The sequence below is a fragment of the Sphingobacterium zeae genome, assembly GCF_030818895.1.
GTDB classification, from domain to species: Bacteria; Bacteroidota; Bacteroidia; order Sphingobacteriales; family Sphingobacteriaceae; genus Sphingobacterium; species Sphingobacterium zeae.
In genome coordinates this window covers 3027289-3049977 of sequence record NZ_JAUTBA010000001.1, presented here as the reverse complement: position 1 = coordinate 3049977, position 22689 = coordinate 3027289, and the positions used below count along the sequence as shown (strand labels likewise).

20 protein-coding genes are annotated in these 22689 nt (G+C 39.4%); 14 read left to right on the top strand and 6 right to left on the bottom strand.

The features are described from left to right. The first annotated feature begins 64 nt into the window (after positions 1-64). A complete protein-coding gene (locus QE382_RS12745; protein ID WP_307186224.1) occupies positions 65-676 on the top strand; it encodes an HAD family hydrolase in 612 nt (203 codons plus the stop codon). A 71-nt stretch (positions 677-747) separates the two neighbouring features. Here QE382_RS12745 and QE382_RS12740 read toward each other — a convergent pair whose 3' ends face one another. Beyond that, the gene (locus QE382_RS12740) at positions 748-2070 is read right to left on the bottom strand and encodes a hypothetical protein (protein WP_307186223.1); all 1323 of its coding nucleotides are present in this window, start codon (positions 2068-2070) and stop codon (positions 748-750) included. A 14-nt stretch (positions 2071-2084) separates the two neighbouring features. After that, on the bottom strand, positions 2085-2690 hold the full coding sequence (locus tag QE382_RS12735) for an RNA polymerase sigma factor (protein ID WP_307186222.1): 606 nt from the start codon (positions 2688-2690) through the stop codon (positions 2085-2087). Between the two features lie 321 nt (positions 2691-3011). Between QE382_RS12735 and lysS the strand changes: the two genes are divergently transcribed. The 6 genes from lysS to coaA all read left to right on the top strand — a co-directional run bounded on the left by lysS (position 3012) and on the right by coaA (position 9441). After that, entirely contained in the window at positions 3012-4730 is a 1719-nt protein-coding gene (gene lysS, locus QE382_RS12730; protein WP_307186221.1) for a lysine--tRNA ligase, read from the top strand. A gap of 436 nt (positions 4731-5166) precedes the next feature. After that, the gene (locus tag QE382_RS12725; RefSeq protein ID WP_307186220.1) at positions 5167-6222 is read left to right on the top strand and encodes a patatin-like phospholipase family protein; all 1056 of its coding nucleotides are present in this window, start codon (positions 5167-5169) and stop codon (positions 6220-6222) included. A 31-nt stretch (positions 6223-6253) separates the two neighbouring features. Continuing rightward, complete coding sequence (locus tag QE382_RS12720; protein WP_293884597.1) at positions 6254-7486, top strand: spore maturation protein; 1233 nt, start codon at positions 6254-6256, stop codon at positions 7484-7486. 70 nt (positions 7487-7556) lie between these two features. Then, on the top strand, positions 7557-7937 hold the full coding sequence (locus QE382_RS12715) for a methylglyoxal synthase (RefSeq protein WP_294350507.1): 381 nt from the start codon (positions 7557-7559) through the stop codon (positions 7935-7937). A gap of 11 nt (positions 7938-7948) precedes the next feature. Beyond that, a complete protein-coding gene (locus tag QE382_RS12710) occupies positions 7949-8350 on the top strand; it encodes an OsmC family protein (protein ID WP_307186219.1) in 402 nt (133 codons plus the stop codon). A gap of 131 nt (positions 8351-8481) precedes the next feature. Further along, complete coding sequence (coaA, locus tag QE382_RS12705; RefSeq protein WP_307186218.1) at positions 8482-9441, top strand: type I pantothenate kinase; 960 nt, start codon at positions 8482-8484, stop codon at positions 9439-9441. Here coaA and QE382_RS12700 read toward each other — a convergent pair. Continuing rightward, entirely contained in the window at positions 9438-10286 is an 849-nt protein-coding gene (locus QE382_RS12700) for a mechanosensitive ion channel family protein (protein WP_307186217.1), read from the bottom strand. The genes coaA and QE382_RS12700 overlap by 4 nt on opposite strands. 181 nt (positions 10287-10467) lie before the next feature. Here QE382_RS12700 and QE382_RS12695 point away from each other — a divergent pair, with 181 nt between their 5' ends. The 4 genes from QE382_RS12695 (at position 10468) to QE382_RS12680 (ending at position 17599) form a co-directional block, all read left to right on the top strand. Beyond that, positions 10468-12567: a heavy metal translocating P-type ATPase gene (locus QE382_RS12695; protein WP_307186216.1), complete on the top strand. Its 2100-nt coding sequence runs from the start codon at positions 10468-10470 to the stop codon at positions 12565-12567. A 163-nt stretch (positions 12568-12730) separates the two neighbouring features. Further along, a complete protein-coding gene (gene gyrA / locus QE382_RS12690) occupies positions 12731-15316 on the top strand; it encodes a DNA gyrase subunit A (protein WP_307186215.1) in 2586 nt (861 codons plus the stop codon). A 7-nt stretch (positions 15317-15323) separates the two neighbouring features. After that, a complete protein-coding gene (locus QE382_RS12685) occupies positions 15324-16424 on the top strand; it encodes a tetratricopeptide repeat protein (protein ID WP_307186213.1) in 1101 nt (366 codons plus the stop codon). Between the two features lie 2 nt (positions 16425-16426). Further along, positions 16427-17599 carry a tetratricopeptide repeat protein gene (locus tag QE382_RS12680; RefSeq protein WP_307186212.1) on the top strand — a complete coding sequence of 391 codons (1173 nt, stop codon included), beginning with the start codon at positions 16427-16429 and terminating at the stop codon, positions 17597-17599. Between the two features lie 65 nt (positions 17600-17664). On the opposite strand, the gene QE382_RS12675 is transcribed toward QE382_RS12680, so the two are convergent. Together QE382_RS12675 and QE382_RS12670 are read right to left on the bottom strand one after the other, a co-directional pair. Then, positions 17665-18123: an FKBP-type peptidyl-prolyl cis-trans isomerase gene (locus tag QE382_RS12675; RefSeq protein ID WP_307186211.1), complete on the bottom strand. Its 459-nt coding sequence runs from the start codon at positions 18121-18123 to the stop codon at positions 17665-17667. Between the two features lie 80 nt (positions 18124-18203). Continuing rightward, positions 18204-18614 carry an OsmC family protein gene (locus QE382_RS12670; RefSeq protein WP_307186210.1) on the bottom strand — a complete coding sequence of 137 codons (411 nt, stop codon included), beginning with the start codon at positions 18612-18614 and terminating at the stop codon, positions 18204-18206. A gap of 176 nt (positions 18615-18790) precedes the next feature. On the opposite strand from QE382_RS12670, the gene QE382_RS12665 reads away from it, so the two are divergent. Further along, positions 18791-19042 (top strand): hypothetical protein, encoded by a 252-nt coding sequence (locus QE382_RS12665; RefSeq protein ID WP_307186209.1) that lies wholly within the window; start codon positions 18791-18793, stop codon positions 19040-19042. 52 nt (positions 19043-19094) lie between these two features. Next, a complete protein-coding gene (locus QE382_RS12660; protein ID WP_307186208.1) occupies positions 19095-20279 on the top strand; it encodes an MFS transporter in 1185 nt (394 codons plus the stop codon). A gap of 103 nt (positions 20280-20382) precedes the next feature. Here QE382_RS12660 and fabV read toward each other — a convergent pair whose 3' ends face one another. Further along, positions 20383-21585 carry an enoyl-ACP reductase FabV gene (gene fabV, locus QE382_RS12655; protein WP_307186207.1) on the bottom strand — a complete coding sequence of 401 codons (1203 nt, stop codon included), beginning with the start codon at positions 21583-21585 and terminating at the stop codon, positions 20383-20385. A 161-nt stretch (positions 21586-21746) separates the two neighbouring features. On the opposite strand from fabV, the gene QE382_RS12650 reads away from it, so the two are divergent. After that, on the top strand, positions 21747-22685 hold the full coding sequence (locus QE382_RS12650) for a DMT family transporter (protein WP_307186206.1): 939 nt from the start codon (positions 21747-21749) through the stop codon (positions 22683-22685). Positions 22686-22689 lie beyond the last annotated feature (4 nt).

The window sequence follows — 22689 nt, the reverse complement described above, 5'->3', positions numbered from 1 at the left end:
GAAGGCTTCTTTTTTGCTTGTCCAATTATATTTCTTTATTTTTACCATTCACTATTGAAAATATATGTCACCTGAATCACAACGTAAATTTGAATTACTAAACCTTCTCGCCGAGTCCTACGATGCGCTATTGTTTGATGTCGATGGTACTTTGGCAGATAATATGCACGCGCATAAACAAGCATACAAAGCTGCGGCAGAACACTATGGAATTGAATTGGATGTTAATTTGATCGACGAAACTGCTGGATGGCCAACTGTTGCCGTTGCAGAAGAAATCAGCAAACGCTATCAAGTGGATTTCGATTATCAAGAATTTTCCACGCTTAAATCTACTATATTTCGCGATGAGTATGTATTTAAAACCCAGCCGGTAGATTATGTCGTTGAACATCTAAAATATCAAAAAGGCAAAAAACATATTGCAGCTGTATCTGGAGGAACGAGATCGACTTTATCGATGACATTGAATACAATTGGTGTATGGGATGATTTGGAAGCATTAGTGTGTGCAGGCGATACTCCCGAAGGGAAGCCATCTCCGCAGCCTTTTCTTTTGGCAGCCTCACAATTAAATATTGATCCCAAAAAATGCTTAGTCTATGAAGATGGTATTCCGGGTGTTGAAGGTGCTAAAGCTGCAGGAATGGGTTGGGTTCGGGTAGATGAAATTTAATACAACTGAATCCGATAAAAAAGCCGCAATAAATTACACACTTATTGCGGCTCTTGATTATTTGGTGGGGGTTAAAAACTCGTAATTATTTTCACTCCACCATTACTGTAGTTCAAATCGGAGGATTTTAGTCCTCCAATGGGGGCTTTATAATAAGGCTCTACAGAAATCGATAGTTTACCAATTTTCTGTTTCCTACCAACTGAAAAATTTACAAAGCCATTTACACCTTTGTCATCTACATTTTTATCTGTCGATTTTTGTTTATATTCCGTATTATTAGTCTCATAAATCATTGCGCGCTCCTGATCCAATACACCTACATAAGACACGCCCACAGACGTGTAAAAGTTCTTCGTAATCGCATACCTCACATCCACAGGAATGTCCACTGTTAAGATTTTACCAGATACTCGCTCATTGCTCTTCGCATCTTTTGCATCCGCAGTCCGCGTAATAAATGAATTACTGCTATTTGACTGCGAAATATAATTTGGAGCATCTAAACTAAATGAGTTTGATGCCATTGCTGGAGTAATAGGTGTATTCCCAGAAACAGCACCATAATGTTGAATAGAGGCTCCGGACCGAAGACTTATTTTGCTCGAAATATTATAAGCCAGTGCAACACCACCGCCAAGTGTTATACTCTCCGAGGTTGAAGCTGGAGAAACAAAAGCCCCCATCTCCCATTTTTTTTCTCGACTGGTTTCATTCTGGATAATGCTGGTTCTTGTATTCCCTTGTTGCATAGCGTATAGCTGTGAGAGTTTCGCCGCATCACGCTGTGTCATATTGCCAGAAGAAATTGCTATCGAATTAGATTGAGCTGCAACACCTTCCCCATCATCTTCGTCCCAATCAATATTCGCTGAGAACTTACTATTCTTTAACGGGATTGATTGTAGGCTGGCAATTTCCTTCGAAAAAGTTAAATCAGTAGCTGGCATTAGCCGTCCAGAACTTAATATTACACGCTTATTGTCGCTATGTTGAACTGGATGGTTTGCCACTCCTGCGTAGGCAAACGGTGTCGTTCGGAATAATTTCTCGCTGACTAAATCATCATCACGAATAGCATCCGACAGCGAACGTTGCATGGACTCTTTCAAATCCTTATTATTTCCGATCACAACATCAGTTGGCTGATTCTTTACTATGACCACAGCCGGCGCATCCTTAGGCGTATCGTTATTCATGCCCCAATAGCCAACACCAGCAAACACGAGTAAGGCAGCCGCTGCGCTCCAATACTTCCAATTCGGCGGACGCTGCGGTATTGAGTCATATGATGAAGCAAATTTTTCCCACGAACCTTCTTTATAAGGAAGTTCATGGTCTTTTAATTGTCCAATGATCTCATCTATCAATTCCTTTTTCTTATTGTCTTTCATCGTAACAACAATATTTATCTTATTTCTTGAACTACGCCTGTATAATTCAAGTATAATTTCCTAAGTTTTTGCTTCGCTCGAGTCAGATAAGTACGTGAAGTACTATCAGGTATATTAAGCATTTGGGCAATTTCATCGTGTGAATAACCCTCAATTTCATAGAGATTAAAAATAGTTTTTTGGATGTCAGGAAGCTGATCCAACAGCCGCATAATCTCATTGACTTCCAAACGACTTTCCAGTTGAACCGCTGGTGTGTGCATGTCACCTTCTCCCAGATCTTCAACCGAATAAAGTTGCTTCTTACTTCGTAAAAAATCAATGGAAATATTGGCCGCTATTCGACCTATCCATGCTCGAAAAGATTTTTCAAGATTTTCATCGTCTATATTTCGATTAAAAGACTCTAATTTTCGAAACACTCTAACAAAACTCTCATTCACAAGTTCTTCAGCATCCACATCCTGTTTTACGTACCGGATAATAATTGCCATGAGATATCCATAATATTTCTTATAAACGAAGGCCTTCCCGTCCTCGCGATCTAGCAAGCAACGTGCTAAGGCATCATCTAAAGATGATAACTTCTTGTTATAAAAATATGACCGAATTATACCCACTTAAACTATTTAATTATCAAGTTTCAAACTTAGACAAATTGCCTTTGATATGCAATGAATTACATTACCTATGCGACAATTCATCAAATTTCCCCCGGTAAATAAAATCTTTTTTTGAGGAAATAACCGAATTAAAATCATAAAACTTAAAACTAAATAGCCAATTGTCCCCTTGTAATATCACTATCTAACTATTTTTTACTCTTTAACGATACGCTAAGCATTTTCGCTACAGCGATTTCATAAAAAAATCAATAAAAAGAATTGAAAAAAATGGCTATTTTTGCTTGATTTTCACATTTTAAATATTATTCATACCGAATGAGTACTGTATTATCCGAACAGGAACAACTTAGAAGACAAGCGATGCAATCGTTGTTGGACATGGGAATTGACCCATTTCCAGCGAATGAATTTGTCGTTAATGCACATGCTGCTGATATTTTAGAAAATTACGATAGAGATAAATTGAATTACAAGAACATTACCCTAGCTGGTCGCATTATGAGCCGTCGCGTCATGGGAAGTGCTTCATTTTTTGAAATTCAAGATTCTACTGGCCGTATTCAAGCTTATATTAAACGGGATGACATTTGCCCGGACGAGAATAAGGATTTATACAACGTAGTTTTTAAAAAACTGTTGGATATTGGTGATATCGTCGGTATCAAAGGCTATGTCTTCACAACGCAAACTGAAGCGATTGCAGTGCACGTAGAACAACTTACTGTTTTATCCAAATCGCTACGACCGCTACCCGTTGTCAAATCTGCTGAAGGAAAAACTTTCGATGCCTTTACAGATCCTGAACAACGCTATAGAATGCGCTATGTCGATTTGATTGTCAATCCAGGTAATAAAGATATATTTATAAAACGGACCAAACTCTTCAATGCAATGCGTCAGTTCTTTAACGATGCAGGTTACATGGAAGTAGAAACACCAGTTTTACAGTCTATTCCCGGTGGAGCAGCAGCGCGTCCATTTATAACCCACCACAATGCGTTGGATATTCCATTATACCTTCGCATTGCTAACGAGTTATATTTAAAAAGATTGATCGTAGGAGGATTTGACGGTGTGTATGAATTTTCTAAAAACTTCCGCAACGAAGGAATGGACCGCACACATAATCCCGAATTCACAGCGATGGAGATTTATGTAGCGTATAAAGACTACAATTGGATGATGGATTTTACGGAACGTCTTTTGGAACACTGTGCATCAGCCGTCAACGGAACAACTGAAGTTACGTTCGGTACCCATAAAATTGACTTTAAAGCCCCATATAAACGTATCTCGATGACAGATTCTATCAAAGAATTTACTGGATTCGATATTACTGGAAAATCTGAAGATGAAATTCGTATCGCTGCTAAAGGAATGGGTATTGATGTGAATGAAACGATGGGAAAAGGTAAATTAATAGACGAAATTTTTGGTGCGAAGTGCGAAGGCAACTACATTCAACCTACTTTCATCACGGATTATCCTAAAGAAATGTCTCCTTTGACCAAAAAACATCGAGATAATCCTGATTTAACAGAGCGTTTTGAGCTGATGGTCTGCGGAAAAGAGATCGCCAATGCGTATTCGGAGTTAAATGATCCGATTGATCAACGTGAACGTTTTGAAGAACAATTGCGCCTTTCCGAAAAGGGGGATGACGAAGCAATGTTTATTGATCAGGATTTCTTACGTTCACTCGAATATGGTATGCCACCTACTTCTGGACTTGGTATTGGAATGGATCGTTTGATTATGTTCCTGACAGACAATGCCTCCATTCAAGAAGTTCTTTTCTTTCCACAAATGCGGCCAGAAAAAGTTGCTCGAGTGGCCGAAATACAAGATTACGAGCAGCTAGGTATTCCTGCGGTATGGGTACCAGCACTGCAAAAAATGGGTTTTACAACCATTGAAGCTTTAAAAGAGGCAAATCCAAATAAGGTATTTAACGACCTTGGCGGTATGCGTAAAAAACTTAAACTAGATATCAATATGCCCACAAAAGACGAGGTATTTGCTTGGTTCAATTAAATCGATCCAATCTAAACAAAAAAGCTGTCTCAATAAAATTGAGACAGCTTTTTTTATTTTATAAGAACTTATAGAGAATTACCAAATGTGCAGCCTGAATTGGAAAACTTAATTTGATATCGCTCACATGCTTAATAGGGTCATAATAATATCAACACGCAACCACCTCTGCCAATAACAGCGGAATTACAGGGGGTTAACAGGGGTATAACAGGGGTAAATCCCTGTTATATCCTTACAAAAGTAGTATTGACTCCCTATTAAGTTGGGAGTTGGTATTGAGCCATCGACAAGATGAATGGAGAGGATATGGCCAAAAACACAGATAAAGCTTTTGGGAATAGTGGCTAATGGCCTGGTTACCTCCAAGAAAATGGACCGGCCAATTGTATACATTTATTATATTTACATAGCATAAACGAAATCAGCTTTTAGTATGAAAAATATTCTCGCGCTTGACGGTGGTGGTATAAGAGGCATCATTCCCGCAATGCTACTTGTAGCTCTAGAAGAAAAACTACAAAAGCAGACGATGGATACAAATGCACGTATCGCCTCGTATTTTGACTTCATTGCAGGTACAAGTAGCGGTGGAATTCTGACCAGTATTCTGCTCTATCCAGAAGAAGGGAATCCCTCCCAACCAAAATTTTCTGCGCGAGACGCGTTAAATTTATTTGTCAATCATGGTACTGAAATTTTCAACGCTTCCAAATGGCGGCATTTTTTAGGCGGTTTTGGATTGGTCAGTGAGCTATATTCCCCTATTCCTTTATCAAACGTACTGGAAAAATATTTTCAAAATGCGAGATTGAGTCATTTAATCAAGCCCTGTATTATCACAGCATATAATATCGAATTACGAAAAAATCATTTTTTCAGACAACAGAAAGCAATTACACATGGTGAAGCGAGAGATTTCTACCTCAGGGATGTCTGTAGAGCGACTTCTGCCGCACCCACATTTTTCCCTGTCGCTGAGATCTACTCCCTTTCAAAAACCAGATACCCTTTGATTGACGGTGGCGTCTTTGCCCAAAATCCGTCTATATGCGCTTTACTCGAAGTCCTAAAGGCATTTAATAGCACGCAGATAAATGATATGTTTATGGTATCTTTGGGAACAGGTGTCTCAAAAACCGCCTATAACTACGAGCATTTTAAGAAAAATCTTGCCATTCAAATCGGTCCAGCACTAGTGGACATTATGACAAGTGCGTCATCTGAAAGCACTGAATTTTTTATAAGGCAATTATTTCGAAGTAACGGCAAGCAGCAAAATTATCTCCGCATAGAACCTGCTAATCTTGCTAGCATCAATGCATCGCTGGACGCGGCCTCGACTAATAATATACAGAAATTGATCTCCTTATCGGATAAATTGATTAGTGAGAATGAAGATACGCTAGATTATATTGTTGCTCATTTAATTAAAGAAAAGAATCAAAAGGAGAAGAAAAATCCATGGAGCAGGTTGATGGATAAATTCTAAAAGATTACTTTTACGCATATTTTAAATCGATATGGCATTAAACTACGTTTGGGTTGCATTTTTTTTAATCACATTTGCCGTAGCCCTTGTAAAACTCATCTTTTTTGGGGATACTGAAATTTTCCAGCAAATTGTAAACTCAATCTTTGATAGTGCGAAGACAGGTGCCGAAATTTCCTTGGGACTTATCGGCATGATGAGTTTTGCCCTTGGCATCATGAAAATTGGTGAAAAAGGGGGAATGATTAATATCTTCGCGAAAATCGTAGGCCCTTTTTTTCATAAATTATTTCCTGAAATACCAAAAAATCACCCTGCACTTGGTTCTATTCTAATGAATTTCTCGGCCAATGCGCTTGGTTTAGATAATGCTGCAACGCCTTTGGGACTTAAAGCGATGAAAGAACTACAGGAATTAAATCCAAACAAAGAAACTGCATCCAATGCCCAAATCATGTTTATTGTGCTCAATGCATCAAGTTTGACACTCTTGCCAATTTCTATCATGGCCTATCGAAAAGAAGCAGGAGCACCAGATCCTTCAGATGTATTCTTACCAATTTTAATAGCGACATTCTTCTCCACTCTGGTTGCATTGATACTTGTGGCTATTTATCAAAAAATCAATCTGTTGAATCGTGTAGTTTTGGGATATTTGGGCGCGATGTGCCTGTTTATCGGAGGCCTGCTTTATTACTTTTCTGGACTACAACAATCGGAGATCGAAATATTCAGCAAAGTATTTGGAAATGTTATCTTATTTAGCTTATTTACTTCTTTTATAGGGTTGGCACTTTTCCGTAAGGTAAATGTCTATGATTCTTTTATTGAAGGCGCCAAAGAAGGCTTTGAGGTTTCCGTTAAAATAATACCTTATCTGGTTGCCATGCTTGTTGGAATTGCCGTCTTTAGGGCGTCCGGGACAATGGATTATATGGTAGCGGGAATTGCTAAAGGCATTGCCTTATGCGGGTTGGATACATCCTTTGTGGATGCCTTACCTGTTGCTTTTATGAAACCTTTAAGTGGCTCTGGCGCACGTGGACTGATGGTTGATTTGATGAATGCAAAAGGTCCAATGGACTTCGCGGCTCGGGTTGCATGTGTTATTCAAGGATCCACAGAGACCACTTTTTACGTCCTTGCAGTATATTTTGGAGCCGTAGGAATTAAACGCACTAGACATGCGCTTCCATGTGCTCTACTAGCTGAATTGGCGGGAGTGATCGCTGCAATCATTATATCCTATATATTTTTTAAATAGCTTGAAAATTAGGATCAGAATGGTTCTTTTCCATATATAAGCCAATCGCTTAACACATAAATATATACTGATGAAAAAAACAATTGCATTGATAGCCCATGACGGCAAGAAACCAGAAATGGTTGCATTTGTCAAAGATCACCAAGATTTGTTAGAACGCGCCGATATCATCGCCACGGGAACTACGGGTTCATATGTCAGACAAACTGGGCTCCCGGTAGAATTGAAACTAAGTGGCCCAATGGGCGGCGATGCACAGATTGCGGCATTAGCTGCTGAAGGAAAGGTTGATGGAATCATTTTCTTTCGCGATCCACTAGGAAAACACGCACATGAACCGGATATTCAAATGCTTATGCGTGTATGTGATCTTTATAATGTGCCATTGGCAACAAATCCAGCAACAGGAAGCCTGATTATTGAAGGCCTATTGGAAGATGCTGAAGCTTAATTATAAATTGTATGGACAATGAAGTAATCGTTTCAATAGGGAAAATTCCCTATACAACCACAGTACACTACGGAAAGCATCAGCTAACAGTGGATGAACCAAAAGATTTAGGGGGTGAAGATGAGGGCATCAATCCCATTCCCTTACTACTATCCTCCTTAGGGAGCTGCAAGGCCATTACCGTAAAAATGTATGCTGACAGGAAGGACTGGCCCCTAGAAGAAGTATTGGTTCGTCTAACTCATGAAGTACAAACGAGTGAGCAACAACAAACCACCTATATACAATGCTATATTAGTTTTAAAGGAGATTTAGACGAAGTCCAAAAGCAGCGGCTATTTAAAATTGCTGAGAAGTGCCCCGTCCATAAAATAGTAACAAATCCTATTATAATAACGTCGAATCATTTGTAGCGTTTCTTGGGATAACGAATAACAGTATTTATATTTGCCCGCGCAAAAACGGCCTTTAAAATCGTTAAAATCGAATAGGAAAGGTCACTTATGCTGAAACAAAGATATTTGTATTAAAAATAAAGCAAACGATGCAATTGGATCCACAAATAGCAATAGACTCGCCTTTTCGATCGATCAAACGTGAAGACTGGAAAAATTTAAACGGGAAAGTCTTGCACAACTTCAGTGTCGAAGACTTGGAAACCCTCCATGCACTGAATGAACCCCTGACAAATCAGGAGATAGAAGAAGTCTATGTCCCGTTGAGTCATTTCCTTGAAATTCATATTGATCGTTTCCAAAGTCTTCATCAGCGAACAAATCGTTTCTTTGGTAAGGAAGAAAGCAAACTTCCATACATCATCGGTATCGCCGGATCGGTTGCCGTGGGCAAAAGTACTACAGCAAGGGTTTTGCAGCGTGTACTCAGTCTACTTCCCTCAAAGCCAAAAGTAGATCTGGTGACCACAGATGGCTTTCTTTACCCAAATAAACAACTCATTGAACTCGGTATTCTAAACCGGAAAGGTTTTCCGGAAAGCTATGATGCCAAAAGATTGATCCATTTCCTTTCCGCTGTGAAATCCGGTTCTCCAAAGATAGCAGTCCCTGTCTACAGCCACTTGATCTATGATGTACTGCCAGACGAGGAGCAACAAATCATCGAACAGCCCGATATTCTCATTGTAGAAGGAATTAATGTGTTACAAGTCAATTCTCAGCGGCCGAGAAAAGGTCATAGCGTCTTCGTTTCCGATTTCTTTGATTACTCGATTTACGTGCACGCCAGCGAAAAAAACTTGATCGAATGGTACACCAACCGATTTGAGTCCCTCCGTGAAACTGCATTCCAAAACCCAGCGTCATTTTTCCACAAATATGCAAATATGACCACTGAAGAAAGCCAGTCTATGGCTGTAAGTATCTGGAATGAAATCAATAAGCCTAACTTAATTAAGAATATTCTGCCAACAAGATATCGCGCAGATCTGATTCTGGAAAAAGGGGGCCATCACTTCGTTAAAAATATCAAAGTCAGAAAAATTTAACCTTTGCCGCGCTGAAATTGCAAAATTTCATTCAATATTCTGCTCTGCACCTGCTGATGTATCTTGTTGCTGGAAGAAATTGTACTAACTTCAACTTTGTACTTGATGTAATCTTTAGCGAGATCGGCCACCTTAATAATAAAACCTTGGGCGTGGTCCAAATTCGGATTCTGCTGAAATAGAGGTGTTAAATAGCGTTCCAATTCTTCTACAGCGACAGCAACATCGATCGGTAATTCAAACTTAACAACGATTTTATTTGATTTTTGAGAAGTTTTATTGACCAGCGTTGCCGTAAAAACTAAATTATTTGGAATCATTACTGCGTCGTCATCTTCATCTCGTACAACCAGATTGGCCAATGTGATATCGACAATCTTTCCTTGGTACTCGCCTATTTTTATCCGGTCTCCCACCGAAAATTGATCGGAAAACATGATGATCAAACCAGAAATCATATTGGTGATATACTCTCTAAATATAACAGCAATCGCCATGGCAACGATTGTCATGCTGGTAATAAAATCTTTGGGATTAATACCAACGGCAATCATTAGGCTGACAATAATGAAAAACACATTACCGACAGTAGCGACGCGTGTAATTCCAAGTACAAAATTACCACGGACAATCTGTTGTTCATTTCTACTGTTGTATAATTTTACAAGTATAAAATGCCCAATTGAGATCAAAACACTAGCGGTTAAAAATGTGTTTAATCCGTATGAGATATTTCGAATAATCTCCCGTTGCTTATAGAAGCTTTCAAATTGAACAAATGATGCCGTCAATGCAACGAGCAATATCGTCCGTATAAAAAAAGAAATTGAAATTGACTTGCTCATTTTTACCCTAAATTTAAAACGGTTTCAATCCTTCAAAACGTGATGCTTCAATACCTTCCACACCAGATTGTCTATGTAAAAGGGGAATAAAACCGGCACGCTAAGCTAAACAATTTTACTTTACGCAAAAAGCATTATGAGGAAATACCTATCTTTGCGTAAAGACATTACTGACGATTAAATGAAGGAATCCAACGTGCATACTGAACTACATGTAACCGGAATGCACTGCGCAAATTGTGCTATTTCAATCCACAAATACCTGGAAAAAAACGGAGCTAAAGACATCAATGTTGATTTTGCCGCTGATGAAGTCAAATTTTCCGATATTCCTCAGGAACAAATACCTATGCTGATTGAAGGGATTGAGTCTTTAGGATACAAAGTAATCGATGATCAGGATGATAAGCCTGGCTTTTGGCACTCCATTGAATTTAAGTTCTTCTGTTGTTTGATCTTTACTGTACCGCTATGGAGCCATATGTTTACGGCGTATCCTTTACTCCATGATCCATATATCCAGCTCTGTTTCTGTATACCTGTATATGTTATCGGCTTTTCCTATTTCGGGATCAGTGCGTTACGATCCCTTTGGAATAAGATGCCAAATATGGATGTGCTCATATTAGTCGGATCTACTGCTGCTTTTATCTATAGTCTGATTGGCACAGGCTACAATCTTGGGCACGATTATCAATTTTACGAAACCTGTGCTACAATCATTACATTGGTTTTTTTAGGAAACGTATTGGAAAAACGGGCTGTAAAGAAAACCACCTCTGCAATCAAAGATCTGATTAAGTACCAGAACGTGGATGCGATTAAGATCGATGGGGATCAGGAAATAACCATATTGGCCAAAGAAATTAAATCTGGTGATATTCTAAAGGTGAACACAGGAAATCAGATCCCGGTCGACGGCGATATTTTGGAAGGACAAGGCTGGGTAGACGAGTCAATGTTAACAGGAGAAAGTATGCCCGTTGAAAAACTGAAGTATCATGCTGTGATTGGCGGCACATTGCTGACCGAGGGTAATATCAGAATTGTCGCAACCAAAGTGGGATCTAAAAGTGTGCTCTATCAAATCATCCAGTTGATCAAAGACGCTCAAAGTAAAAAACCTCCTATTCAAAAATTCGGCGATAAGGTAGCCGCTTATTTTGTACCGATCGTTGTCAGTATCTCGTTCTTCACTTTTTTTATCACGTATTTTATCGCACAGCTACCAATGCAACAATCTTTGATGAATGCAATAGCCACCCTGGTTGTATCGTGCCCTTGTGCAATGGGACTAGCAACTCCTACGGCTGTTATGGTCGGATTGGGTAGAGCGGCAAAAAAAGGTATACTAATCAGAGGTGGAAGCACTATGGAGGAAATGTCCGAACTCAAACAAATGGTATTTGACAAAACTGGCACACTAACAACTGGCGATTTTAATATCAAAGCAATTCAAACATTTGGTATTGAACAATCTCAGGTCGAATCGATCATAGCACAGTTGGAAAGTTATTCTAGCCACCCTATAGCGAAGTCGATCCGAAAGCAGCTGAAGGAAATCAAACCCTTCCGTATTATCTTCAAGGAAGTCCATGAGATACGAGGAAAGGGGATATTTGCCACAGATACCAATGGAAATAGTTATTCCATTTGCAATGCTAAACTTGGATCAAAGGATTATTCAAACCGTTATGACCTTACATTAACAATTAACGAAGTGGTTATAGCGGGTATTGTACTTGAGGATCAACTAAAACCTTACGCAAAAGAACTAATCCAATATCTCAAAGATAAGGGTATACGCCCTATTCTGTTGAGCGGCGATCGTCAAAGTAAATGTGAGCGCACAGCGCAGAAGCTTGGTATTGCCGACGTATATTGGGATAAATCACCGGAGGAAAAGTTAGAAATCTTACATAAGCTTAAAAAGAAAGGCCCAACGGCAATGGTTGGTGATGGTATCAACGATGCGCCCGCACTTACTGCAGCAGATGTGGGCATTTCTCTCGGGGATTCGACTCATGTTGCGATTCAGTCAGCCAAAGTCATCCTACTGAATAGTGATCTCCGGTCCATTGAAAAGCTACTCAAGATCGGTCACCACACCTTACTGGCAATTAAACAAAATCTTTTTTGGGCTTTTGCATACAATATTGTCGCCATCCCTCTCGCTGCCCTTGGTTTCCTCGGTCCTATGGTGGCAGCCCTAAGCATGGCGTTTTCGAACTTAATTGTAATCGGCAATTCGGCCCGTCTGCGCTTTAAGAAATTGAAATAAAATTGGTAGTTCATCAGTACCATGACATTCCATCGTTGATTGTCTTTTTTATACATAATAGCGTCTCAAACTTTCGCTTTTGAGGTTAAATTTTTGTAACTTCGCATGCGTAGCAAGCCAGTTTATTGGGCTTGCTTACTAGTTTTATTGAAACCAAATTCATATGGCTGAAGAAACAGAAAACGACAACAATCTTGTTCCGGCAAACGACCGGATTATCCCAATTAACATCGAGGATCAGATGAAGTCTGCTTACATTGACTATTCCATGTCTGTCATTGTATCAAGAGCGCTCCCTGATGCACGTGATGGCATGAAGCCAGTACACAGACGTGTTCTTTATGGAATGCTGGACTTAGGGGTTACCAGTGGCAAGCCTTACAAAAAGTCTGCCCGTATCGTTGGTGACGTATTAGGTAAGTATCACCCCCATGGTGATTCATCCGTTTATGACACCATGGTCCGTATGGCTCAAGATTGGAGTTTACGCTATCCGTTAGTAGACGGCCAAGGTAACTACGGTTCTATTGACGGCGATCCTCCTGCGGCTATGCGTTATACCGAAGCAAGATTAAAGAAAATTGCTGAAGAAATGCTATCCGATATCAACAAAGATACTGTTGATTTTCAAAATAACTTTGATGACTCTTTACAAGAGCCAACTGTTCTCCCTACTCGTATTCCCAATCTGCTCGTCAATGGGGCATCTGGTATTGCAGTCGGTATGGCTACGAATATGGCGCCACATAACCTTACTGAGGTTATCGATGGTACGGTAGCGTTCATTGAGAACCGTGATATCGAGATAGCCGAACTGATGCAACATATCAAAGGCCCTGACTTCCCTACGGGTGCACTTATCTATGGTTATGCGGGTGTTCAGGATGCCTGTAATACAGGACGCGGCCGGATTGTCATGCGGGCAAAAGCAGAGATAGAAACAACTAAATCTGGGCGGGAACAGATTATTGTAACCGAAATTCCCTATCAGGTGAACAAGGCCAACATGATCGAGCGTACGGCCGAGTTAGTGAATGAAAAGAAATTAGAAGGTATATCAGCCATCCGTGATGAATCTGACCGGACAGGTATGCGCATTGTATATGATATCAAACGTGATGCAAACGCAAACGTTGTTTTAAACAACCTGTTTAAATATACTGCACTACAAACCTCGTTCTCAGTTAATAACATCGCTCTAGTTAAAGGAAGGCCTGTCCTCATGAATCTGAAAGATATGATTCATGAATTTGTGGAACATAGACATGATGTTATCGTCAGACGTACACGCTATGAATTGGCTGAAGCAGAAAAACGTGCGCATATCTTAGAGGGATATTTGATTGCGTTGGATCATTTGGACGAGGTAATCAAATTAATCCGTAACTCCGAAACACCTGAAGATGCTCGCGTTGGATTAATGGAGAAATTTGGTCTTTCTGATCTTCAGGCCCGTGCAATTCTTGATATGACTTTACGCCGTCTTACGGGACTGGAACGGGATAAGATCAAAGAAGAATATGCTGAATTGATGAAAACAATCGACTATTTAAAGTCAGTTTTAGAAGATGAAGATCTTCGAATGAAGATTATCAAAGATGAGTTGATTGAGATCAAAGAGAAATATGGAGACGAACGTAGATCACAGATTGTACACTCAGCTGAAGATATGCGTATGGAAGATTTTATTGATGACGAAGAAATCGTGATTACAATCTCCCACAATAGTTACGTCAAACGTACTCCACTATCCGAATACAAGCGGCAGGGCCGCGGCGGTCGTGGATCGATTGGTACGAATACACGTGAAGAGGATTTTACGGAGCACATCATTACAGCATCTGCACATAATTATATGCTCCTATTCACCGAGGCTGGGCGTTGTTTTTGGTTGAGAGCTTTTGAAATTCCGGAAGGAAGCCGCACCTCGAGAGGTCGTGCACTCCAGAATATTATCAACGTTCCAAAAGAGGAGAAAATAAAGGCGTTTATATTAGTGAAGAATTTGAAAGACCAAGAATATCTGGAAAACAACTTCATCATTATGTGTACGAAGAAAGGTACCATCAAAAAGACATCTTTAGAAGCGTATTCTCGTCCACGAGCTAACGGTATCAACGCCATTAATATCAATGAAGGAGACCAGTTGATCGAAGCTTGTTTAACTACTGGAAGCAGTGAAATCGTTATGGCGCTTCGTTCTGGTAGAGCCATTCGTTTTAACGAGTCCACTGTCCGACCAATGGGAAGAACTGCGACTGGGGTACATGGTATCACATTATCAACTGAAAGTGATGAAGTGATTGGCATGATTAGTGTGAATGATTCTGAAACAACGGTACTGGTCGTTTCAGAAAAAGGATATGGAAAACGTACAGACATCGAAGATTATCGGGTGACCAATCGTGGTGGTAAAGGCGTAAAAACGATCAACGTTACTGATAAAACAGGCGAACTCGTTGCCATAAAGGGCGTAACAGATGCCGAGGATTTAATGATTATCAATAAATCTGGCATCGTTATCCGTATTGCGGTTGAAGGATTAAGGGTGATGGGTCGAGCCACGCAGGGTGTAAGGCTCATTAATTTGAAAGATAACGATGAGATCGCCTCTATTACAAAAGTCGATCGTGAAGAAGAACTAGAAGAGTCTGGCTTAACTGAAGAGTTAACCGATAACGACGATTCTACATCGGAAGAGAACAAGGAATCAAACTCCGAAGAAAGCACGGAACCAAACGAAGAATAATTGACTAATGAAAAACTTACTGATATCATTTTTAATATCTGCAAGTAGTTTAACTGTTGTTGCCCAATCCAATTTAAAAGAGGGCAGCAACAGTTTTGCTTTATATACCAAAACCGGCGAATTTAAAAATCTTGAAAACGCACGAAAATTTGCAGACGCGGCTTTTCAGTCAAAGAAAGATTCTGCTTCTGTCAACAATAATCTCTTAAGAGCTTTGGTGTATAGTTCCTTGGCAGTTGCAGACTCAACAAGGAAGCAGCAATATAAGATGGATCCTATTGATATATCCATTAAATCGCTTAAGCTTCTGGATCAAAAAAAAGCACGCCGAAATTTTCCTGCTGAAATGGATTATGTTCGTCAAAATCTCGCTGGAGCCATCTCCTATCAAGCGGGCATGGCTTTAAAGGATGGTAAATTTGATAAAGCTTATAAAGCATATCTTCGAATAGATTCTCTTGGATTCAAAAATAATGATCTTAAATATAATCTCGCCGTACTTTCGGGTAAGAATAAAGATTATATGAACTCGATCAAATATTATAATGAGCTTATTAAGAGTGAGCAACCTAAGCCCAATTACTTTCTTGAACTGGCCCATATTTATTCTCTCGGAGGTACTAAACAGGATGTTTTAAACGTTCTTGAAAAAGGACATGTTGCATTTCCTGAAAATAAGCAGATACTTTTTAGGTTGATTGATGTCTACTCGGCTAATCATTCTTATGATGCAATTCTGAACGTTATCGCTGATGCTATCCGTTTGGAGCCAGAAAATGTGGAATTGAACTATATCGCTGGCTATTCGTACGAAAATGCCAATGATATCAAAAAGGCGAAGGAATATTATAATAATGTATTGCGATTGGACCCGAATAATTACGAGTCTAATCTTGCCTTGGGGCTGATCAATCTGGAAACTTTATTAAAGGAACCTACAAATCAGGATATACAAGAATTAACTATTGAATACCTGTTGAAAGCGAATGAAATCAAACCTTATGATGTCAATGCGCTCAAAGCCTTGGCTAAATATTATACGCTCATTGACGATGCTTCGCAATTAGACAGGGTGAACTTATTATTGAATCAATTAACAGTTAAATAGATATGAATTTAAAATCTCTATTATTATTAGCCGCAATGGGTACTGTATGTACCTCAGTTTCCTTTGCGCAAACCGGTAATATAAAAAAGGCGAAAACTGGCCTGGCAAAATTTCAGGAATTGAAAGATGCTGGAACGGTGCAGTTGGGTTTGCCCAACTTGAAATCTGCAAAGGAAGCTATTGATGCTGCTGTAGTCAACGAAAAAACGAAAGATAACGCCGAGGCGTGGACAGTATATGCGTTAGTAAATGCTAATCTTTCGACAATTGATAAATCTGCTGAACTGGCTAAATTGGCTGAAGATGGAATTACTAAAGCAAAACAATTGGATACAGATGGTACTAATAAAGCTAATATTACGGTTGCAGAACAAATCTTAGGACAATATAACTTCAATTTAGGTGCAGAAGAATATCAAGCTCAAAAATATGCTGATTCGTATAGCTCTTTTACAAAAGCATTGACTTATCTTCCTGGCGATACGTTAGTAACTTACTACAGTGGAGTTGCGGCATTATCGAACAAAGATTATAAAAATGCAATTGAACGCTACAAAGAATTGATTCCAAGAAAAGATTTCTCTTCGCATAAGACAATTATGGTAGACTTACCTAAATTGTATCTCTCGATGCAAGATACGACATCTGCACTGGAATATGCAAAAAAAGCAGCTGAAGCTTATCCTGACGACAATGCAGCAATGACCCAAAATATTGAGCTGAATTTAATTACAGGTCATGAAAAGGAGACAATCGATGCCATTACGGCTCAATTAGCAAAAGATCCTAATAATAAAAGTTTAAATTATTACCTAGGTATCGCTCAATCTTCTGCAAAGAATGATGAGGCGGCGGTTGCAGCATATAAGAAGGCATTGGAAATCGATCCAAACTTTTTTGAGGCAAATACAAATTTGGCGATCACGTTGATGAATAAAACACGTGAAAAATTAAATGTTGTCAATAATAATAGGAAGTTAACACAGGCACAGTATGATGCTGAATTAAATAAGATTAAAGCCGAATTAAAGCCAGTGCTTCCTTATTTAGAAAAAGCAGTTTCTTTGCAGCCTAAAAATGTAGATGCATTAACAAATTTGAAAAACTATTATATCTTTATGCAGGATGAGGCTAAAACTGCCGAAATCAATGCTAAAATCAAGGAAGTAGAATAAAAAATAAACATTCATAAAAAAAGACCGCATATAAGATGCGGTTTTTTTATGAATGTTTATCTGCGCTAAGCTAAAATGGCAATTAACTCAATCTGAAATAATAAAGTACATTGCCCTCCTTTTCCAGGAACCAACTCCTCTTTTCCATAAGCCAAATTTGGTGGAAGGCATACCTCCCAAATAGACCCTACAGGCATCATTGAAATTGCTTCTTGCCAGCCCACGATCAGTTCATTGATGTAAAACGTTTCGGGCCGCTTTCGCTTATAGGAACTATCAAATACAGTGCGGTCTAGAAGTTCACCCTTGTAATGACAAATAACCTTTGCAGACTTTTTGGGTACCTGCCCGCCGCCTGTTGTCAATACCCTATAATGCAGGCCCGAAGGGCATACAACTACACCTTCTTGCTGTGCATGCTTTTCTAAAAATGTCTTTCCCGCCTCAATATTTCTCTCTGCCAGTTCTGTGGCATTTAACTTGTTTTTCTTTTTCTGAACCAAAACTTGATTGATTAAATTCAATATGATTTTATACGCAAAGTAACATCTTTTTGTTCTTTTTAAAAAGAAAGAGTACGTTTTTGTTCATGATAGAAAATCGGTTATAACAGCTCGGCATTTAACGTTTTTTCAAACGTAAATGCCTTACTTACGGGGCAGTTTTCTTTAGCTTTCTGCGCTATTGTTTGAAAAGTAGATTCGTCTATTGAAGGAACTTTCGCTTTCAACTTCAGTTCAGACCGTACAACTGACCCATTTTCCATCATAATGGTCGATACAGTGGTCAACTCATCAGGAACAAAACCTTCTTCCGAAAGATAGGCGCTCAATTGCATCGTAAAACATCCTGCATGCGCTGCAGCCAATAACTCTTCAGGATTTGTTCCGACACCATTTTCAAACCGTGTTGAATATGAATACTGTGTTTGATCTAACACTTTACTATCGGTAGTCAAACTACCTTTTCCTTCTTTAAGATTGCCATTCCATTGGGCTGTTGCTTTTCTTTTCATGTTTCTACGATAATTTTTGAACTAATTCTATAACATAAATTTACCTCGTCGGCTATTCCAGCCCTTCAGGTACCATTATATAACAAATGCCTGTTCAAAAAGTTGTATTTCATTTCACAAATTCATGTCGCATTCCCACCAATTGATACGTTAACTATCGTATTAAAACTAAACTCATGAACAAACTATCCTTTATTTTTATCGTTGTACCTATGCTCTTCTCCTGCAGAACCCGTCGACTTGAGCAACAGGTTTTAATACAAGACTGTCCCGAAGAAAAAATAGTAAACAAAATACCTGGCCCACCAGTAAAAGGCGAGTCCGAAAAAATTTATTACATCTATCAGGGTAAAAGAGTTTCCCCGAAACAATTTGATCAGCAATGGCTCGAAAAGAATTGTGATGTTAAAGAGACAGTTGTTTATTGATTTAATTTTAAATAACAAGCTTTAAGACGTATTTTTGCCTAAAATTTTTAAAATGACAGTTGCTCTTCGGGAGGTCAATCAAAAGATTTTAGGCTACGTTTCTTTAACCTTTCTCGGTTATTTCACTATCGGCCTATCACTTGCTACCCTACCCATTTTTATTCACCAGACTTTGGGATTTAACACTATTATCGCCGGACTGGTCATTAGCATTCAATACATTGCTACTTTTTTACTTCGCGGTTATGCCGGAAAAATAGTCGATACGAAGGGACCGAAAGTTTCTGTTTTGCGCAGTATGCTATTTTTTGCCATGTCTGGTATCCTGCTTCTCCTTGTTTTCCTATTTAAATCACAGCCCTTTATCAGTTTAGGACTGTTGCTAATCACCAGATTATTAACTGGAATTGGAGAGGGTATGGTCGGTGCCAGTCCCATAAATTGGGCACTTATGGAACTTGGTGATGAGCATGCGGCTAAAGCGATCTCGTTCAATGGTATAGCGAGTTATGGCGCGTTGGCCATTGGCGCTCCCTTAGGTGTCCTGATGGTAAATCATATCAGTTACGAAGCGTTAGGCGTGCTAACAATTGTTGTTGGTATATTTGGCTATGTATATTGCCGCTCCAAAACGCCTTACCGGATTGTTCGAAAAAGGACGGAAAAAATCAGCTTCAAACGGGTATTAGTTTTAGTAGCGCCGTTTGGAATCTGTCTTGCTTTGGGTGGACTTGGTTTCGGAAGTATCTCGACTTTCATGACACTCTATTATGAGCATTTCGACTGGCAAAACGGAGCGTCATGTTTAACTGTATTTGGAATTTTCTTCATCTTGACCAGACTTGTATTCAATAAAGTTATTGATCAATATGGTGGTTTAAAAGTTGCACTCCTGAGTCTTTTTGTTGAATCATTAGGATTATTACTAATTGCTACAGTTATTAACCCCATTTGGACCTTATTGGGAGCAGCATTGACTGGTCTTGGTTTTTCACTCGTCTTTCCTGCGCTCGGTGTTGAAGCGATTAAAAGAGTCGACCAAAGCCAACAGGGTTCGGCTTTAGCAGCCTATGGTCTATTTATTGATATTTCTTTGGGAATTACAGGACCCCTGATCGGTTTTGTGGCAAACAATATGGGAATGGGCGCCATCTATCCTTTTAGTTCGATCATGGTAGCTATTGGTTTTGCGGTGGTTGGAAACCTCATCTATACGAAAAGAAAAGCACTTATTTAGCGACAGCACGGGCTCATAAAGGTAGTTTACAGAAGATAGATTTCATAAAAAAGCGGCTGAATTTTCACTTATCAGCCGCCTTTTTTATGCGAATTCGTGCATTTTAGCTTTCAATGCTCGGCACACCAACAACTTCATTTGTATCTGCGTTGTAATCGATACCATCGAAATTGAAACCGAACAAATTGAAAAACTCATTGCGATAGCCTTCAATATCTGAAATTTCTGCTAAATTTTCAGTAGTTGCTTTTTCCCATAATGCTGCAACTTCTGCCTGGACATCCGGACGCATCTCCAAATCGTCAACACGGATTCGGCCTTTTTCATCGAGGGAAACTTTTCCGTCAGCTGTGTATAGGCGCTCAGCGAATAAACGTTGCATTTGCTCAATGGTGCCTTCGTGGATACCTTTTTCTTTCATCACTTTATACAAAAGAGAAATATACAAAGGAACAACGGGAATAGCCGAACTTGATTGCGTAACCAAGGCCTTGTTAACCGATACATAAGAAACACCATGAATATCGCTCAAAATAGCGTTAATTGCAGGCACAGTTCCTTCTAAATCGTCTTTGGCACGGCCAATAGTACCATTACGATAAATCGGATAAGTAAGTTCAGGTCCTATATAAGAGTAGGCGACGGTTTTCGCGCCCTCAGCCAATACGCCAGCAGCCTTAAGATCTTCAATCCAAAACTTCCAGTCCTCTCCTCCCATTACTGCTACTGTATTGGCAATATCTTCTCCATTTTCGACAGGTTGGATAGTAATATCTGAAATTACGCCTGTATGAAAATCTACAGTCTTATTGGTAAATGGCTCTTGTATCGGTTTCAAAACAGAAGCGTGCGCGACACCAGTTTTGGGGTGAGTACGGCGTGGTGAAGCCAAACTGTAAACCACTAAATCAACCTGTCCTAAATCTTGTTTAATAAGTTCAATAGTTTGCTTTTTCACTTCATCAGAAAAAGCATCACCATTAATGCTTTTGGCATATAATCCAGCCTCATGCGCCTCTTTCTCAAAAGCTGCAGAATTGTACCATCCGGCGGTACCTGGTTTACCTTCCGCTGCAGGTTTTTCGAAAAATACACCGATTGTAGCAGCTCCAGAACCAAATGCTGCCGAAATCCGAGATGCAATACCAAATCCAGTTGAAGCGCCGATTACCAATACTTTTTTTGGTCCATTCGCGATTTCACCTTTGGATTTTACGTATTCAATTTGATTTTTAATGTTTTGCGCAGCCCCTTGTGGATGCGAGGTTAAACAAATAAAACCTCTAGTTCTTGGTTGTATAATCATCTTGATTAATTTTCTTACTACTTGCTTTATTGATTAGGCAAAATAAGGAATTTTAAATGAGAAAATCGTGATAAAAATCAATTACTTTTTGTTTCATTTTCAATTAAAGAGGCATTTGCTTACTTTCACAAATTGATGTATACATCCTTTTCACTTTAATTATGCTTTTCCAATTTACGCTAAAAAAGAATAAAAAGACCGCCATCCTGCTAGGAACTTTAGCAGCGCTTTTCTTTGCCACTACTTTTGTTCTCAATCGCATTATGGCAGTGTCAGGCGGAAGCTGGCAATGGACGGCCTCCTTACGTTTTATTTGGATGTTACCCATACTGTTCATTATTGTCGCTATAAGAGGAAATCTCAGTAGCTTACTGAAAGAAATAAAATCAAATGTAGTACAATGGTTGCTGTGGAGTACAATTGGTTTCGGTTTGTTTTATGCAACCCTAACCTTTGGTGCAAGTTATGGCCCCTCCTGGCTTGTCGCGAGTACCTTTGAGTTTACTATCATTGCAGGTATGTTCATTGGTCCGTTAATCGAGAAAAGGGGGCACCGAAAAGCGATTTCAAAAGCTTCCCTCCTCTTTTCTATTATTATTTTTATCGGCATCGTCCTAATGCAAATTGCAGAGGCTCAATCTACTTCGCTAAATACCATGCTATTAGGAACAATTCCAGTATTAGTTGGCGCAATCGCTTACCCTTTAGGCAACCGTAAGATGATGAAAATATCAGGGAATAGACTAGATGCTTTTCAGCGCACGTTAGGGATGACAATCTGTAGCATGCCTTTTTGGATCGTGCTTAGTTTATTTGGCTATTTAGAAAATGGCTTACCAACAGATAGTCAGCTTTTACAAACCTTCCTAGTGGCGCTATGTTCGGGCGTGATAGCGACACTTTTATTTTTTACAGCGACCGATCTTGTTCATCACGACCATAAGGCACTTGCTGCCGTAGAAGCCACCCAGGCGATGGAAGTTATTTTTACTTTAATTGGCGAAGTCCTTATCTTACATGCAGCGCTTCCAAATGGCTATTCCTCTATTGGCATTGTTATGGTGGTTATGGGAATGATCCTACACAGCCGGTCAACCTGACCTT

Bases quoted from the DNA above. Each gene is read 5' to 3' on its own strand.
- QE382_RS12745 (WP_307186224.1), top strand. From the start codon at position 65: ATGTCACCTGAATCACAACGTAAATTTGAATTACTAAACCTTCTCGCC.
- QE382_RS12740 (WP_307186223.1), bottom strand. From the start codon at position 2,070: ATGAAAGACAATAAGAAAAAGGAATTGATAGATGAGATCATTGGACAA.
- lysS (WP_307186221.1), top strand. From the start codon at position 3,012: ATGAGTACTGTATTATCCGAACAGGAACAACTTAGAAGACAAGCGATG.
- QE382_RS12725 (WP_307186220.1), top strand. From the start codon at position 5,167: ATGAAAAATATTCTCGCGCTTGACGGTGGTGGTATAAGAGGCATCATT.
- QE382_RS12720 (WP_293884597.1), top strand. From the start codon at position 6,254: ATGGCATTAAACTACGTTTGGGTTGCATTTTTTTTAATCACATTTGCC.
- QE382_RS12715 (WP_294350507.1), top strand. From the start codon at position 7,557: ATGAAAAAAACAATTGCATTGATAGCCCATGACGGCAAGAAACCAGAA.
- QE382_RS12710 (WP_307186219.1), top strand. From the start codon at position 7,949: ATGGACAATGAAGTAATCGTTTCAATAGGGAAAATTCCCTATACAACC.
- coaA (WP_307186218.1), top strand. From the start codon at position 8,482: ATGCAATTGGATCCACAAATAGCAATAGACTCGCCTTTTCGATCGATC.
- QE382_RS12700 (WP_307186217.1), bottom strand. From the start codon at position 10,286: ATGAGCAAGTCAATTTCAATTTCTTTTTTTATACGGACGATATTGCTC.
- QE382_RS12695 (WP_307186216.1), top strand. From the start codon at position 10,468: ATGAAGGAATCCAACGTGCATACTGAACTACATGTAACCGGAATGCAC.
- gyrA (WP_307186215.1), top strand. From the start codon at position 12,731: ATGGCTGAAGAAACAGAAAACGACAACAATCTTGTTCCGGCAAACGAC.
- QE382_RS12685 (WP_307186213.1), top strand. From the start codon at position 15,324: ATGAAAAACTTACTGATATCATTTTTAATATCTGCAAGTAGTTTAACT.
- QE382_RS12680 (WP_307186212.1), top strand. From the start codon at position 16,427: ATGAATTTAAAATCTCTATTATTATTAGCCGCAATGGGTACTGTATGT.
- QE382_RS12670 (WP_307186210.1), bottom strand. From the start codon at position 18,614: ATGAAAAGAAAAGCAACAGCCCAATGGAATGGCAATCTTAAAGAAGGA.
- QE382_RS12665 (WP_307186209.1), top strand. From the start codon at position 18,791: ATGAACAAACTATCCTTTATTTTTATCGTTGTACCTATGCTCTTCTCC.
- QE382_RS12660 (WP_307186208.1), top strand. From the start codon at position 19,095: ATGACAGTTGCTCTTCGGGAGGTCAATCAAAAGATTTTAGGCTACGTT.
- fabV (WP_307186207.1), bottom strand. From the start codon at position 21,585: ATGATTATACAACCAAGAACTAGAGGTTTTATTTGTTTAACCTCGCAT.
- QE382_RS12650 (WP_307186206.1), top strand. From the start codon at position 21,747: ATGCTTTTCCAATTTACGCTAAAAAAGAATAAAAAGACCGCCATCCTG.